The sequence below is a fragment of the [Empedobacter] haloabium genome, from assembly GCA_008011715.2.
Classification (GTDB): domain Bacteria; phylum Pseudomonadota; class Gammaproteobacteria; order Burkholderiales; family Burkholderiaceae_D; genus Rugamonas; species Rugamonas haloabia.
Genome location: CP136508.1, coordinates 6,044,517 through 6,059,117 on the forward strand (window position 1 = coordinate 6,044,517; position 14,601 = coordinate 6,059,117).

The 14,601-nt window shown below is 62.3% G+C and carries 12 protein-coding genes; 1 reads left to right on the forward strand and 11 read right to left on the reverse strand.

Going from position 1 to position 14,601, the window contains the following annotated elements:
• Positions 1–36: 36 nt before the first annotated feature.
• The 8 genes from E7V67_026325 to E7V67_026360 all read right to left on the reverse strand — a co-directional run bounded on the left by E7V67_026325 (position 37) and on the right by E7V67_026360 (position 5,854).
• Positions 37–798, reverse strand: a complete 762-nt coding sequence (locus E7V67_026325; protein WUR16349.1) for an ABC transporter permease — start codon at positions 796–798, stop codon at positions 37–39.
• A complete protein-coding gene (locus tag E7V67_026330; GenBank protein ID WUR13163.1) occupies positions 798–1,712 on the reverse strand; it encodes an ABC transporter ATP-binding protein in 915 nt (304 codons plus the stop codon). Before E7V67_026330 ends, E7V67_026325 begins: the two co-directional genes overlap by 1 nt.
• 180 nt (positions 1,713–1,892) lie before the next feature.
• Positions 1,893–2,225, reverse strand: a complete 333-nt coding sequence (locus E7V67_026335; GenBank protein ID WUR13164.1) for an STAS domain-containing protein — start codon at positions 2,223–2,225, stop codon at positions 1,893–1,895.
• A 60-nt stretch (positions 2,226–2,285) separates the two neighbouring features.
• Positions 2,286–2,930, reverse strand: a complete 645-nt coding sequence (locus E7V67_026340; protein ID WUR13165.1) for an ABC transporter substrate-binding protein — start codon at positions 2,928–2,930, stop codon at positions 2,286–2,288.
• 48 nt (positions 2,931–2,978) lie between these two features.
• Positions 2,979–3,734, reverse strand: a complete 756-nt coding sequence (locus E7V67_026345) for a VacJ family lipoprotein (protein ID WUR13166.1) — start codon at positions 3,732–3,734, stop codon at positions 2,979–2,981.
• The gene (gene mlaD / locus E7V67_026350) at positions 3,734–4,204 is read right to left on the reverse strand and encodes an outer membrane lipid asymmetry maintenance protein MlaD (GenBank protein ID WUR13167.1); all 471 of its coding nucleotides are present in this window, start codon (positions 4,202–4,204) and stop codon (positions 3,734–3,736) included. The genes E7V67_026345 and mlaD overlap by 1 nt, the downstream gene beginning before the upstream one ends.
• A 64-nt stretch (positions 4,205–4,268) precedes the next feature.
• Entirely contained in the window at positions 4,269–5,051 is a 783-nt protein-coding gene (gene mlaE, locus E7V67_026355; GenBank protein WUR16350.1) for a lipid asymmetry maintenance ABC transporter permease subunit MlaE, read from the reverse strand.
• Complete coding sequence (locus tag E7V67_026360; GenBank protein WUR13168.1) at positions 5,051–5,854, reverse strand: ABC transporter ATP-binding protein; 804 nt, start codon at positions 5,852–5,854, stop codon at positions 5,051–5,053. The genes mlaE and E7V67_026360 overlap by 1 nt, the downstream gene beginning before the upstream one ends.
• Positions 5,855–6,221: 367 nt before the next feature.
• On the opposite strand from E7V67_026360, the gene E7V67_026365 reads away from it, so the two are divergent.
• Positions 6,222–7,361, forward strand: a complete 1,140-nt coding sequence (locus tag E7V67_026365; GenBank protein WUR13169.1) for an IS481 family transposase — start codon at positions 6,222–6,224, stop codon at positions 7,359–7,361.
• 129 nt (positions 7,362–7,490) lie between these two features.
• Here E7V67_026365 and E7V67_026370 read toward each other — a convergent pair whose 3' ends face one another.
• From E7V67_026370 to E7V67_026380, 3 genes are all read right to left on the reverse strand, one after another.
• The gene (locus E7V67_026370) at positions 7,491–8,954 is read right to left on the reverse strand and encodes a glutamate synthase subunit beta (protein ID WUR13170.1); all 1,464 of its coding nucleotides are present in this window, start codon (positions 8,952–8,954) and stop codon (positions 7,491–7,493) included.
• Positions 8,955–8,968: 14 nt separating this feature from the next.
• The gene (locus E7V67_026375; GenBank protein ID WUR13171.1) at positions 8,969–13,693 is read right to left on the reverse strand and encodes a glutamate synthase-related protein; all 4,725 of its coding nucleotides are present in this window, start codon (positions 13,691–13,693) and stop codon (positions 8,969–8,971) included.
• A gap of 188 nt (positions 13,694–13,881) precedes the next feature.
• Positions 13,882–14,592 carry a transposase gene (locus E7V67_026380; GenBank protein WUR13172.1) on the reverse strand — a complete coding sequence of 237 codons (711 nt, stop codon included), beginning with the start codon at positions 14,590–14,592 and terminating at the stop codon, positions 13,882–13,884.
• Between the last annotated feature and the right edge of the window lie 9 nt (positions 14,593–14,601).

A 14,601-nucleotide genomic window follows, 5' to 3' on the forward strand; every position in this document is an offset into this window, starting at 1 on the left:
AGTCCTGTGATGTCTTAGTGGTGCTTCAGTGCCGCCTCAGTGGCGCAGCCGGTAGCCGCTGCGCAGCAGCCGGATCGCCAGCAACGCCAGCACCACCAGGAAGGCGGAGACGATGGCAAGGCTGGTCCAGGGGTTGATGTCGGACTGGCCGAAGAAGCCGTAGCGGAAGCCGTCGATCATGTAAAAGAACGGATTCAGGTGCGACACGGTCAGCCAGAATGGCGGCAGCGAGTGGATCGAATAGAACACGCCGGACAGGAACGTCAGCGGCATGATCAGGAAGTTCTGGAACGCGGCCAACTGGTCGAATTTCTCGGCCCAGATGCCGGCGATCAGGCCCATCGTGCCCAGGATCGCGGCACCCAGCAGGGCGAACACGGCGATCCACAGCGGCCAGACAAAGCTCATGTGGGCGAACCAGGCCGTGACGATGAACACGCCCAGGCCCACGCAGATGCCGCGCACCATCGCGGCAATCGTGTAGGCCGAGAAGATCTCCCAGTGCGACAGGGGCGTGAGCAGCACGAACACGAGGTTGCCCGTGATCTTCGACTGGATCAGCGACGACGACGAGTTGGCGAAGGAATTCTGCAGCACGCTCATCATCACGAGGCCGGGGATCAGGAAGGCCGTGTAGCTGACGCCAGGATAAACGGTGACGCGCCCTTCCAGCACGTGGCCGAAGATCAGGAGGTACAGCATCGCGGTCAGGATCGGCGCGGCGATCGTCTGCGTCGCCACCTTGTAGAAGCGCAGCGTTTCCTTGTATACCAGGGTGCGGAAGCCCGTGGAGATCATCACAGTGCCCCCTTGTCCATGATTTGCAGGAAGATGTCTTCGAGGTCGGCCTGCTGCAGCTGCATCTCGTCGATGACGACGCCGTTGGCGCGCAGGCGCGCCAGGATCTGCTCGACCTCCGAGTAGTCGTTGATGCGCAGGCTGTACTTGCGGCCCGTCTCGGTCGGTTCCGGGTGCGTGATCAGGTGGCGCATGTCGGCCGGCAGGTCGCCTTCCTTCATGTGCACGATCAGCTGCGAGCCGGAGATGCGGCGGATCAGCGCCGACATCGTGTCCAGCGCCACCACCTTGCCCGACTTGAGCATGGCCACGCGCTTGCACATGGCCTGCGCTTCCTCCAGGTAGTGCGTCGTCAGCACCACCGTGTGGCCTTCGCGGTTCAGGCGCGAGATGAACTTCCACAGGGTCTGGCGCAGTTCGACGTCGACGCCGGCCGTCGGCTCGTCCAGCACGATCACGGGCGGCTTGTGCACCAGCGCCTGGGCGACGAGCACGCGGCGCTTCATGCCGCCGGACAGCGCGCGCATATTGGTATCGGCCTTGTTGGTGAGATCGAGGTTGTGCATCACCTCGTCGATCCACTGGTCGTTATTGGGCAGGCCGAAATAGCCGGACTGCAGGCGCAAGGTCTCGCGCACCGTGAAGAACGGATCGAACACCAGCTCCTGCGGCACCACGCCCAGTTTTCTACGGGCGGCGCGAAAGTCGCTGACGACGTCATGGCCATGGATTTTCACGCTGCCGGCATCGGCCCGGATCAGGCCCGCGATGATGGAAATGAGGGTGGTCTTGCCGGCGCCGTTCGGCCCGAGCAGGCCGAAAAACTCCCCTTCTTCGATCGAGAGCGACACGCCGCCCAGTGCCTGGAGCGATTTGTAGCGCTTCTCGACATTGCTGATTTCGATTGCTGTCATGCGTGCTTGTTCGTTTTTGGTAGTGCAACGTGACCGTTGCTTTTGGCGGCTGGAAGGCCGGGGAAGCGGGCACCGTGGCTCAGTTGGCAACGGTAACGGTCAATTATAGGGGAATTTCGGTCAGACTATGCCGGACCTGCGAAAACGCGGGATGCCGGCCGGGCGGGGTTCAGGCGGGGGTCAATGATGATGCAGTTCGGCGGACGTGGACACGTCGCGGGCCGGCTGATCGCACAACTGGGGAGATACCAGGGCGCAGACGCCATACAGCTTGGTAAGGCTTTTCAGGATGGCCGGCAGGTTGACCAGCTGCAGCTTGACGCCGGCATTGGCGGCGGCGCGCTGCCAGGCCAGCATCACGGACACGGCCGCCGAATCGACCGCCACCACATTGCGCAGGTCGAACACGGTCTGGCCCGCGGCGATCGCGGCCAGGCCATGCTCCAGCGCGGCCGTGGCGTTATCCACGGTCAGCGCGGTCAGGGACAACATGTTGTTGGCGGAATCGGCCATGTCGGTGCAAAAATGAATTGGGGACTGCTCGAGTCCCCAATCATAACAGAAATAACAGATTTATTTCTTGGCGGTGGCCAGCGGCTTGTTGGCCAGCTGCTTGTTCTTCGCGGCCAGCGTCTTGATCAGGCCGTCGATGCCGCCCTTGCTGATCTCCGTGTTGAAGGTGCCCTTGTAGGTTTCCACCAGCCAGGCGCCCAGCACGTTGATGTCGTAGATCTTCCAGCCGGCCGGCGTCTTGGCGACGCGGTAGTTCAGCAGGATCGGCTCGCCGCGAGCCGTGTTGACCTGCGAGCGCACTTCCACTTCCTGGTCCGACGGGTCGGCGCGCAGCGGCTTGAATTCGATCGTTTCGTTACGCACCTGCGACAGGGCGCCCGAGTACGTGAAGATCAGCAGCGTGCGGAATTCGGCCGACAGCTGACGCTTCTGTTCCGGCGTGGCTTCGCGCCAGTAACGGCCGGCAGCCAGCGCCGTCATGCGCTCGAAGTCGACGTACGGCAGGATCTTCGTTTCGACCAGGTCCATGACCTTGCGGGTATTGCCGGCCTGGATGTCCTTGTCGGCCTTGGCCGTGGCCAGCACCTCCGAACTGATGCGCTTGACCAGCGCGTCCGGCGCTTCGTTGGCGTTCTGGGCAGCGGCGAAGCCCGTGGTGGCGAAGGCCAGGGTGGCGGCGGCGATGAGTTGCTTGATGAATTTCATGTCTCGTATTACCTATCTTGAGTTGAGGTAGCTTTTTGAGTCGAACGGTTACGTGCCCGTGCCGGCGCCCGTCGGATTGACGACCGGCTGCTCCGGCACGTTTTCTTCCTTGTCCGATTGCTGCGGTACGTCGCCGTCGTACACCTGGCTCTGGCGGCGCTGCAGGTAGCCGTCGCGCAGGAACTCGTAACGGTCCAGCGCGGCGTCTTCCAGCAACGTCGAGGCGTCCAGCAGTGCGGCGCGCTGATCCACTACGCGGGTAACGGCACCGATGTTGCGCACGTTGACAGGTTCTTTGTAACCCCATGGGTCGCCGGCCATGTCCAGCGGCAGGCCGACGGTGTCGCGCAGGGTCGACGGGCCCAGCAGCGGCAGCATCACGAACGGGCCGGACTGCACACCCCACTTGCCCAGCGTCTGGCCGAAGTCTTCCTTGTGCTTCGGCAGCCCCGCCTCGGAGGCGATGTCCAGCACGCCCAACAGGCCGAAGGTGGAGTTCAGCGCCACGCGCATGACGTCCGACATGCCTTCGGCGCCCTTGCCCTGCAACAGGTTGTTGGCGGCGCTCCAGACATCGGACAGGTTGCCGAAGAAGTTCGACACGCCGGTCTGCACGAAGCCCGGCGTCACGTTCTTGTAGCCGGTCGCGACCGGCTTCAAGGCGTAGGTATCGACGGTGTCGTTGAACTGGAAGACGGCGCGGTTCCAGTTTTCCATCGGATCGCGCTTGTCAGGGCCGACGGCACAGCCGGACAGCGCGGCAGCGGCGGCCAGCGCCAGCAGCACGGAGGTTTTGCGGCTCATCAGTTGGAGTCCTTTCCTTCAGCGGCTTTGCTGTAAATGAATTGGTTGATCAGGTCTTCCAGCACGGCGGCGGACTGGGTGCGGGCGATCTTGTCGCCAGCCACCAGGTTCTTTTCGTCGCCACCGGCCTCGATGCCGATGTACTGCTCGCCCAGCAGACCCGAGGTCAGGATCTTTGCCGAGCTGTCCTTCGGAAACTTGTACGTCGAATCCATCTCCAGCGTCACGGCGGCCTTGTACGACTTGTCGTCGAACGCGATCTGCGCCACACGGCCCACGACCACCCCGGAAGCCTTGACGGCCGCTTGTGGTCGCAGGCTGCCGATATTGTCGAACTTGGCCGTGATCTCATACGTTTTGGCCAGCGAGAACGAGCTGTTGTTGCCTGCTTTCAGTGCCAGGAACATCAGCGCGGCCACACCGATCACGATGAAGAGACCGACCCAGACATCCAGAGATTTGCGTTGCATAAAACTAATCCTATAGGTTTTTACTGTACCGCACTGAGCGGTAGCGCACATACGGCAAGGGGAATCAACGGCTGAACATCAGCGCCGTCAGCATGAAGTCGAGCCACCAGATCATCAGCGACGAAATGACGACGGAACGGGTCGTGGCGCCCGCCACGTCTTCCGGCGTCGGGCGCGCCTCATAGCCCTGGTACAGGGCGATGAACGTGATGGCGATACCGAACACGACGCTCTTGACGAAGCCGTTGAAGACGTCCTTCCACAGGTCCACGCCCGCCTGCATCTGCGACCAGAACGCGCCCGCGTCCACGCCGATCAGCTTGACGCCGACCAGGTAGCCGCCAAAGATGCCGACGGCGCTGAACATCGACGCCAACAGTGGCACGGCAACAACACCGGCCCAGAACCGGGGCGCCAGCACGCGCTGGATCGGATTGACCGCCATCATTTCCATTGCCGACAGCTGTTCGCCCGCCTTCATCAGGCCGATCTCGGCCGTCAACGACGTGCCGGCGCGGCCGGCAAACAGCAGCGCCGTGATAACGGGGCCCAGCTCACGCGTCAAACCGAGCGCGACCAGCAAACCCAGCGACTCGGAGGCGCCGTATTTGTTCAGCGTGTAATAGCCCTGCAGGCCCAGCACCATGCCGACGAACAGGCCGGACAAGGTAATGATCAGCAGCGAATAGTTACCGATGAAGTGCAGTTGCTCGACGATGAGGCGCGGCCGGCGCAGCAGGCCGCCAGACAGGCCCAGCATCGTGAAGAAGGTGCGGGTGGCATAACCCAGGCTTTCGACATAGTCGCGTACGGTGGTGCCGAGACCGGCCAGCAGGCTGCGACCCATCATGCGCGGCCTCCCAGGCCCAGGTCCTCGGCCAGCGTCTTGCCGGGATAGTGGAATGGCACGGGGCCGTCGGCCTCCGCGTGCACGAATTGTTTAACGTAAGGGTCGGTCGATACCATCATGTCCGCCGGGGTGCCGTGGGCAACGATCTTGCCCTGCGACAGGAAATAAACGTAGTCGGCGATCTGGAACGATTCCTTGACGTCGTGCGACACCAGGATGCTGGTGGAACCCAGCGCATCGTTCAGATTGCGGATCAGGTTGGCCGTGACACCCATCGAGATCGGGTCGAGGCCGGCGAACGGCTCGTCGTACATGATCAGTTGCGGGTCCAGCGCGATCGAACGGGCCAGCGCGACGCGGCGCGCCATGCCGCCCGAGATCTCGCCCGGTTTCAACCTGGCCGCGTTGCGCAGGCCGACCGCGTGCAGCTTCATCAGCACCAGGTCGCGGATCAGCTCTTCCGGCAGGTCGGTGTGCTCGCGCAATGGGAAGGCAACGTTTTCAAATACCGTCAAGTCCGTGAACAAGGCGCCGTGCTGAAACAGCATGCCCATCTTGCGGCGCAGCAAGTACAAATCAGCCGTCTTGAGCTTGTGCACAACCTGGCCGTCGACCGTCACCTGGCCAGTTTTTGGGCGCAGTTGACCGCCGATCAGACGCAATACAGTCGTTTTGCCACTGCCGGAGCCGCCCATGACGGCGACTACCTTCCCCTTCGGGAAATCCATATGGAGCCCCGCCAGAATGGCGCGCTTCCCATAGGAAAAGTGCAAATCACGGATTTCAACGAGGTTCGGCACAGGACAAACTCTTTATTTTTAATGCTATATTGTAATGCAGAAATGCGAGCCTCTGCTGGCGGCCCCTCGGAAGAGGCAGGGAGATCCCAAGTTAAGAGGCGAATCATACAACACTAATAACCGAAAAGTCAGCAATTTACATTTAGCAAAACTTGTTAAATTGCTGCAATGCGACATGAAAAAAAGTCCGCCGAAAGGTTAGTTCGGCGGACTTTCGTTTGAAGAGCGCAAGCATTGACGAAACCCAGCAGCGTGAACCTGGGGTCAGACCCGACGGGTGTTTGGGCGGGAGACATAGGTAACACTTGTCGGGAGACATAGGTAACACCTTTTATGATCATTGCAAAGCAACTAACAGGAGCGTGCAATGCCTTGGAAGGAGTCCACCACTATGTCGTCCCGACTCGAGTTTGTCATGCTCGCCCAAGCTCCGGAAGCTAACATCGCTGCCCTCTGCCGGGCGTTCCAAATCAGCCGAAAGACTGCATACAAATGGCTCGATCGATATGCCAACCATGGTGCCGAGGGGCTGTTCGAGCAATCGCGTAGACCCCACTCATCGCCTGCAAGCTCGTCGGATGAACTAGAGCTGCAGGTGCTGGCCCTGCATTTGGAGAATCCATGCTGGGGCTCACGCAAGCTGCGTGAGCTCTTGCCCGAGCATCTGCCACGCCCCCACCACAGCACTGTTGACGCGATCTTAAAGCGCCATGGCTGCCAGGTTATTGGGGCGCCGGTTAAACAGGATTTGGCCTCGACACGCTTCGAGCATGACCTACCGAACTCGCTTTGGCAGATGGACTTCAAAGGACATTTCGGGCTGACCACAGAGGCCGCAGGGCGATGCCATGCGCTGACTATCCTTGATGACCATTCCCGCTATAGCGTCTGCCTTACCGCTTGTTCTAACGAGCGATTCAGCTCTGTCCAGGCAGGGATGCAAGCGACGTTTGAGCGCTACGGGCTGCCTGATCGAATTACTGCTGACAACGGTCCACCTTGGGGAAGTACTGGTCTCAAAGGGCTGACAAAGCTCAAGGTGTGGCTCATTCGACTCGGTATCCGCATCAGCCATAGCCGTCCGTATCATCCCCAAACGCAAGGTAAAGATGAGCGCTTCCATCGCACTCTAAAGCTAGAGCTGCTTGATCGTCGCGGCTTCGGTTCGATTGCTCAGTGCCAGTTGGCCTTCGATGAGTGGCGTAACAAATACAACATACTTCGCCCCCACCACGCTTTAGGCATGAAGCCGCCAATCACACGGTATGAGCGCAGCGGACGCGAACTGCCCAGTGTCTTGCGGCCCATCGAGTACCTATCCAGCGATATTGTGAGAAAGGTCGATGCGAAGGGCTACATCTCGTATGCCAATCAACGCCACTACATCGGAGAGGGCATGCAGGGACAGCCGGTCGCGATCAGGCCCGATCCTGACAACGACGGCCTTCTTGAGGTCCGGTTCTGCCATCACAAAGTAATGGAGCTGGACCTCAAGGCCGTGACGTAAAATGCAATTTCATGTGTAACCCATGTCTCCCGACATGTGTTACCTATGTGTCCCGGCTATACACCCGACGGGTCTGACCCCGGCTTCTGCCTAGGGTTTTAATAAGGCTAGCGACGCCTCAGTTACGGCTCAGCGCGGCAGTACGGAGTGCCCCATCAGGTACTCGTCGACGGCGCGGGCGCACTGGCGGCCTTCGCGGATCGCCCACACCACCAGCGACTGGCCGCGGCGGATGTCGCCGGCGGCAAAGACGCCTTCCTTGCTCGTCTTGTAGCTGGCTTCGCCGTCCGTCGTGGCGCGGGCGTTGCCGCGGGCGTCCTTGTCGACGCCGAAGGCGTCCAGCATCTGCTGCACGGGAGAAACGAAGCCCATTGCCAGCAGGACCAGGTCGGCCTTCATCTCGAATTCCGAGTTCGGCACTTCCGCCATTTTGCCGTCCTTCCATTCGACGCGGCAGGCGATCAGCTTTTCGACTTTGCCGTTCTTGCCTTCCAGGCGCTTCGTCGCCACGGCCCAGTCGCGCTCGCAGCCTTCCTCGTGCGACGACGACGTGCGCAGCTTCGTCGGCCAGTACGGCCAGACCAATGGCTTGTTTTCCTGTTCCGGCGGCATCGGCATCAATTCGAACTGCGTGACGGACGCTGCGCCATGGCGGTTCGACGTGCCCACGCAGTCCGAGCCCGTGTCGCCGCCGCCGATGACGACGACGTGCTTGCCGGTGGCCTTGATCTGGTCCTTGACCTTGTCGCCCGCGTTGACCTTGTTCTGCTGCGGCAGGAAGTCCATCGCGAAGTGCACGCCCTTCAGCTCGCGGCCCGGCACCGGCAGGTCGCGCGGCTGTTCCGCGCCACCGGCGATGATCACGGCGTCGAAGTCCTTCTGCAGGTCCTCGGGGAAGATGGTTTCCTTGGCCCAGTTGTTGACGGTGGTTGGGAAATCCTTGCCCACCAGCGTGGACAGGCGGAATTTCACACCTTCCGCTTCCATCTGCGCGATACGGCGGTCGATATGCGACTTCTCCAGCTTGAAGTCGGGGATGCCGTAGCGCAGCAGGCCGCCGGCGCGGTCCGCCTTTTCAAACACCGTCACGTCGTGGCCGGCGCGCGCCAGCTGCTGCGCGGCCGCCAGGCCGGCGGGGCCGGAACCGATGATGGCGACGGTCTTGCCCGTCTTGACTTCCGGCGGCTGCGGCTTGACCCAGCCGTGCTCCCAGCCTTCGTCGATGATCTTGTGCTCGATCGACTTGATGCCGACGGGATCGTCGCCGATCCCCAGGGTACAGGCACTTTCGCACGGTGCCGGGCAGATGCGGCCCGTGAACTCGGGGAAGTTGTTGGTCGAGTGCAGCACGTCCAGCGCCTGGCGGTAGTGCTGGCGGTACACCAGGTCGTTCCAGTCCGGGATGATGTTGTTGACGGGGCAGCCCGTGTTGCAGAACGGGATGCCGCAATCCATGCAGCGCGCGCCCTGCACCTTGGCCTGCTCGTCCGTCAGCTTGAGGACGAACTCCTTGTAGTTCTTCAGGCGCGACTCGGGAGGCAGGTAGCTCTCTTCCTGGCGCTGGAATTCCATGAAACCGGTGATTTTGCCCATTTTCTCTATCCTTCTTACGCGGCGATGGCTTGCGTTTCGGCTTCGACGGCGGCGTTGTCGGCCATCTCCACCAGTGCGCGCTTGTATTCGTTCGGGAAGACCTTGACGAACTTGCCACGGCTTTCCACCCAGTTGTCCAGCAACAGGCGGGCGCGGGTGCTGCCCGTGTGCTTGAAGTGGCGTTCGATCAGGCGCTTCAGGATCGTCTCGTCCGCTTCCGGCGTGCCGTCGCGGTGCTGCGCGTGCCAGGTCGACTTGTCGACGTGCTGCTCGGCGGCCGGCACCACTTCTTCCAGGCTGACCATCGACAGGTTGCACTTCTTCTCGAATTCGCCATCCGGGTCGTACACGTAGGCGATGCCGCCTGACATGCCCGCCGCGAAGTTGCGGCCCGTATTGCCCAGCACGACCACCGTGCCGCCGGTCATGTATTCGCAGCCGTGGTCGCCCAGGCCCTCGACCACCGCCGTGGCGCCCGAGTTACGCACCGCAAAGCGTTCGCCCGCGACACCGTTGAAGAAGGCTTCGCCGGCAATCGCGCCATACAGCACGGTGTTGCCCACGATGATGTTGTTGACGGCCCAGCCACGGAACTCGGTGTTCGGCCGCACGATGATGCGGCCACCGGACAGGCCCTTGCCCACGTAGTCGTTGCCTTCGCCGACCAGGTCGATCGTGATGCCATGCGCCAGGAATGCGCAGGCCGACTGGCCTGCCGTGCCCTGCAGCTGGATGTGGATCGTGTCGTCCGGCAGGCCGGCATGGCCGTAGCGCTTGGCCACTTCGCCGGACAGCATCGTGCCCACGGTGCGGTTCAGGTTTTTCACCGGCGAGATGAACGACACACGTTCGCCCTTCTCCAGCGCCGGCTTGGCTTGCGCGATCAGCTTGTGATCCAGCGCCTTTTCCAGGCCGTGTTCCTGCTCCTCGTTGTGGTACGCGCACAGGCCCTCGTTGACCTTCGGCTGGTAGAAGATCGCGGAGAAGTCCAGGCCCTGCGCCTTCCAGTGCGTGATCGCCTTCGATTTGTCCAGCAGGTCGGAGCGGCCGATCAGCTCGTTGTACGTGCGGATGCCCAGTTGTGCCATCAGCTGGCGCGCTTCCTCGGCCACGAAGAAGAAGTAGTTGACGACGTGCTCCGGCTTGCCCTGGAACTTGGCGCGCAGTTCCGGGTCTTGCGTGGCAACGCCGACCGGGCAGGTGTTCAGGTGGCACTTGCGCATCATGATGCAGCCCTCGACCACCAGCGGCGCCGTGGCAAAGCCGATCTCGTCCGCACCCAGCAGCGCGGCGATGACGACGTCGCGGCCCGTGCGCATCTGGCCGTCGGCCTGCACGCGGATGCGGTTGCGCAGGCCGTTCAGCACCAGGGTTTGTTGGGTCTCGGCGAGACCCAACTCCCACGGCGTGCCGGCATGCTTGACGGACGACAGCGGCGACGCGCCCGTGCCGCCGTCATGGCCGGCGACCACCACGTGGTCGGCCTTGGCTTTCGACACGCCGGCGGCGACCGTACCGATGCCCACTTCGGACACCAGTTTTACCGAGATCGACGCGCGCGGATTGACGTTCTTCAGGTCGTGGATCAGCTGCGCCAGGTCTTCGATCGAGTAGATGTCGTGGTGCGGCGGCGGCGAAATCAGGCCGACGCCTGGCACGGCGAAGCGCAAGGTGGCGATATAGCCGGACACCTTGTGACCGGGCAGCTGGCCGCCCTCGCCCGGCTTTGCGCCCTGCGCCATCTTGATCTGGATCTGGTCGGCCGAGTTCAGGTATTCGGCCGTGACGCCGAACCGGCCGGACGCGACCTGCTTGATGCGCGAACGCAGCGAATCGCCTTCCCGCAGCGGAATGTCGACCACCACCTGGTCCTTGCCGATCACGGACGCCATCGTCGCGCCCTGCTTGATCGGGATGCCCTTCAGTTCATTGACGAAGCGGTTCGGGTCTTCGCCGCCCTCACCCGTGTTCGACTTGCCGCCGATGCGGTTCATCGCGATCGCCAGAGTGGCGTGGGCTTCGGTGGAGATCGAGCCCATCGACATGGCGCCGGTGGCGAAGCGCTTGACGATCTCTTTCGCCGGCTCCACCTCGTCCAGCGGAATCGCCTTGCTCGGGTCGATCTTGAATTCGAACAGGCCGCGCAGGGTCAGGTGACGGCGGCTCTGGTCGTTGATGATCTGCGCGTACTCTTTATACGTGGAGTAGTTGTTGGCGCGGGTCGAGTGCTGCAGCTTGGCGATCGCATCCGGCGTCCACAGGTGGTCTTCGCCGCGCACGCGGTACGCGTATTCGCCGCCCGCGTCCAGCGACTCGGCCAGCACGGGGTCGTTGCCGAACGCCAGGTTGTGCAGGCGCAGGCCTTCCTCGGCCACTTCGAACAGGCCGATGCCTTCCACGTTCGACGCGGTGCCCTTGAAGTACTTGTCGACGACCGACTTGTTCAGGCCGACGGCCTCGAAGATCTGCGCGCCGCAGTACGACATATAGGTGGAGATGCCCATCTTCGACATCACCTTCAAGAGGCCCTTGCCGACCGCCTTGGTGTAGTTGTAGATGGCCTGCTCCGGCGTCAGGTTGCCCGGCAGCGCATGGGCCAGGTCGGCCAGCGTTTCCATCGCCAGGTACGGGTGCACGGCTTCGGCGCCGTAGCCGGCCAGCAGGGCGAAGTGGTGCGTCTCCCGTGCGGAGCCGGTCTCGACCACCAGGCCGGTCGAGGCACGCAGGCCTTTGCTGACCAGATGCTGGTGGATCGCCGACGTTGCCAGCAGCGCGGGGATCGCCACGCGGTCGGCGCAGATGGCGCGGTCGGACACGATCAGGATGTTGTGGCCGGACTTGATGGCATCGACAGCTTCCGCGCACAGCGAGGCCAGCGACGCCTCCACGCCTTCCTTGCCCCAGGCCAGCGGATAGCAGATCGACAGCTCATACGACTTGAACTTGCCGCCCGTGTGCTGGCCGATGTGGCGCAGGCGCTCCATATCGTCGAACGACAGCACCGGCTGCGACACTTCCAGGCGCATCGGCGGGTTGACGTTGTTGGTGTCCAGGAGGTTCGGTTTCGGACCGATGAACGACACCAGCGACATCACCATCGCTTCGCGGATCGGGTCGATCGGCGGGTTCGTCACCTGGGCGAACAGCTGCTTGAAGTAGTTGTACAGGGGTTTGAGCTTGTTGGACATGACGGCCAGCGGCGAGTCGTTGCCCATCGAGCCCACGGCTTCCTCGCCATTGACGGCCATCGGCGCCAGCAGGAAGCGCAGGTCTTCCTGCGTATAGCCGAACGCCTGCTGGCGGTCCAGCAGCGCGGCCGGCTGCTTCTCGCCTTGCGCGCTGCCGGCGTACTTCGCCACATTGTGCTGCAGCTGGCTTTCCGACAGTTTCAAAGCGTTGAGCTTGATGCGCACCGCGTTGATCCATGCCTTGTACGGCTTGGCGTTGGCGTAGGTGTCTTTCAGCTCTTTATCGTCGATGATGCGGCCCGCTTCCAGGTCGATCAGGAACATCTTGCCCGGCTGCAGGCGCCATTTCTGGATGATCTTCGATTCCGGAATCGGCAGCACGCCCGATTCGGAGGCCATCACGACCAGGTCGTCATCGGTCACGATGTAACGGGCCGGACGCAGGCCATTGCGGTCCAGGGTACCGCCGATGTAGCGTCCGTCGGTGAAGGCCATGGCGGCCGGGCCGTCCCATGGTTCCATCATCGCGGCGTGATATTCGTAGAACGCCTTGCGATTGTCGTCCATCGTGCTGTGATTTTCCCAGGCCTCCGGGATCATCATCATCATCGCCTGGGCCAGCGGATAGCCCGCCATCAGCAGCAGTTCCAGGGCGTTGTCGAAGCACGCCGTGTCCGACTGGCCTTCATAGATCAACGGGAACAGCTTCTGCAGGTCGTCGCCCAGCACGGCCGACTTCATGACGCCTTCGCGGGCGCGCATCCAGTTGAAGTTGCCTTTGACGGTGTTGATCTCGCCGTTGTGCGCGATCAGGCGGTACGGGTGGGCCAGCGGCCATTCCGGGAAGGTATTGGTGGAGAAGCGCTGGTGCACCAGCGCCAGCGCGGAGACGCAGCGCACGTCCTGCAGGTCCTTGTAGTAGACGCCGACCTGGTCCGCCAGCAGCAGGCCTTTATAGACGACGGTACGGGCCGACATCGACGGCACGAAGAATTCCTTGCCGTGGATCAGCTTCAAGGCCTGGATCGCGTGGCCGGACGACTTGCGGATCACGTACAGCTTCCGTTCCAGCGCGTCCGTCACCATGATGTCCGGGCCGCGGCCGATGAAGATCTGGCGAATGACGGGTTCCTTGGCGCGCACCAGCGGCGACATCGGCATTTCGCTGTCGATCGGCACGTTACGCCAGCCCAGCACGACCTGGCCTTCGATGCGCACGGCACGCTCGATCTCCTGCTCGCAGGCGATGCGCGAGGCATTCTCCTTCGGCAGGAACACCATGCCGACGCCATACTCGCCCGGCGGCGGCAGCTCGACGCCCTGCTTGGCCATCTCGTCGCGGTAGAACTGGTCGGGAATCTGGATCAGGATGCCGGCGCCGTCGCCCATCAGCTTGTCGGCACCCACGGCGCCCCGGTGGTCGAGGTTTTTCAGGATCTGCAGACCCTGCTCGACGATGGAATGGCTCTTGCTGCCTTTGATGTGAGCGACGAAACCGACGCCACAGGCATCGTGTTCGTTGGCTGGGTCGTACAAACCTTGCGCGTCCATGGAATTCTCCGTACCGATTTTTGCAATGAAAAACCAGAGTAGTGCAATGCACAAAAAAACTCAACGAGAACAATTAGGGTCGGAGTCGAATTAATTGACACTGGTGCCGCCAGAATTTTAAATAGGGACAGAGCGGATGCCGCCATAAAAAAACCAGGGACGGACCCCGGTTTTGCGGAAAAGTTGCGCTATGACCCTGCGCGTTCGGTTGGCGTCTTCTTGAAAGGACGGCCCCGTTTTGCCGGCAGGACCTGCCGTTTGGCGCGCTGCTCCAGCGTTCTCTTGTACTGGTCCGAGCCCAACGGCCAGCCCTTCAGTACAGCCGCTTCCACGGCCTGGACCTGGGCGGCGGAAAGGTATTGGTTGGCCAGTTCGATATAGGCAGCCTCGCGCTGGAATGGTGTATTGCCCAGTGACCAATAGGCGGGATGGTCGGTGACGATACCGTCCGGCCGGGCGCCGACATGGTGCGCATAAGTCGACCATGGGTACTCCTCCGGCCGCCCGGCCAGGCCCGCGCGCACGGGTCCGAACTCCATGTAACGGCTGCAGATCAGCAGGAAATTGTCGGGATCGATCACGGAGGTCTTGTATCGTCCCTGCCACAGCGTGCCGCCGCGGCCGTATTTCTGGTTGTAGTACGGCACGTAGTAACGCCCCAGCCACTGCATCATCTGGCCCAGGCCGCCTTCGTCGGCCGGGGTCACCAGCAATTGCAGCTGGTCCGGCAGCAGCACGTAGGCGTGAATCGCCACTTTGTAGGTGCGCGCGGCCGTGCGCAGCCAGCCCAGGAAGGTGGTGTAGTCCTCGTCGTCCTGGAAGATGGGCTGGCCGTTCAGGCCGCGCTGGATGACGTAATGGGGCTGGGACGGGACGATCAGGCGGGGCAGGCGGGCCATGGCTGAAGA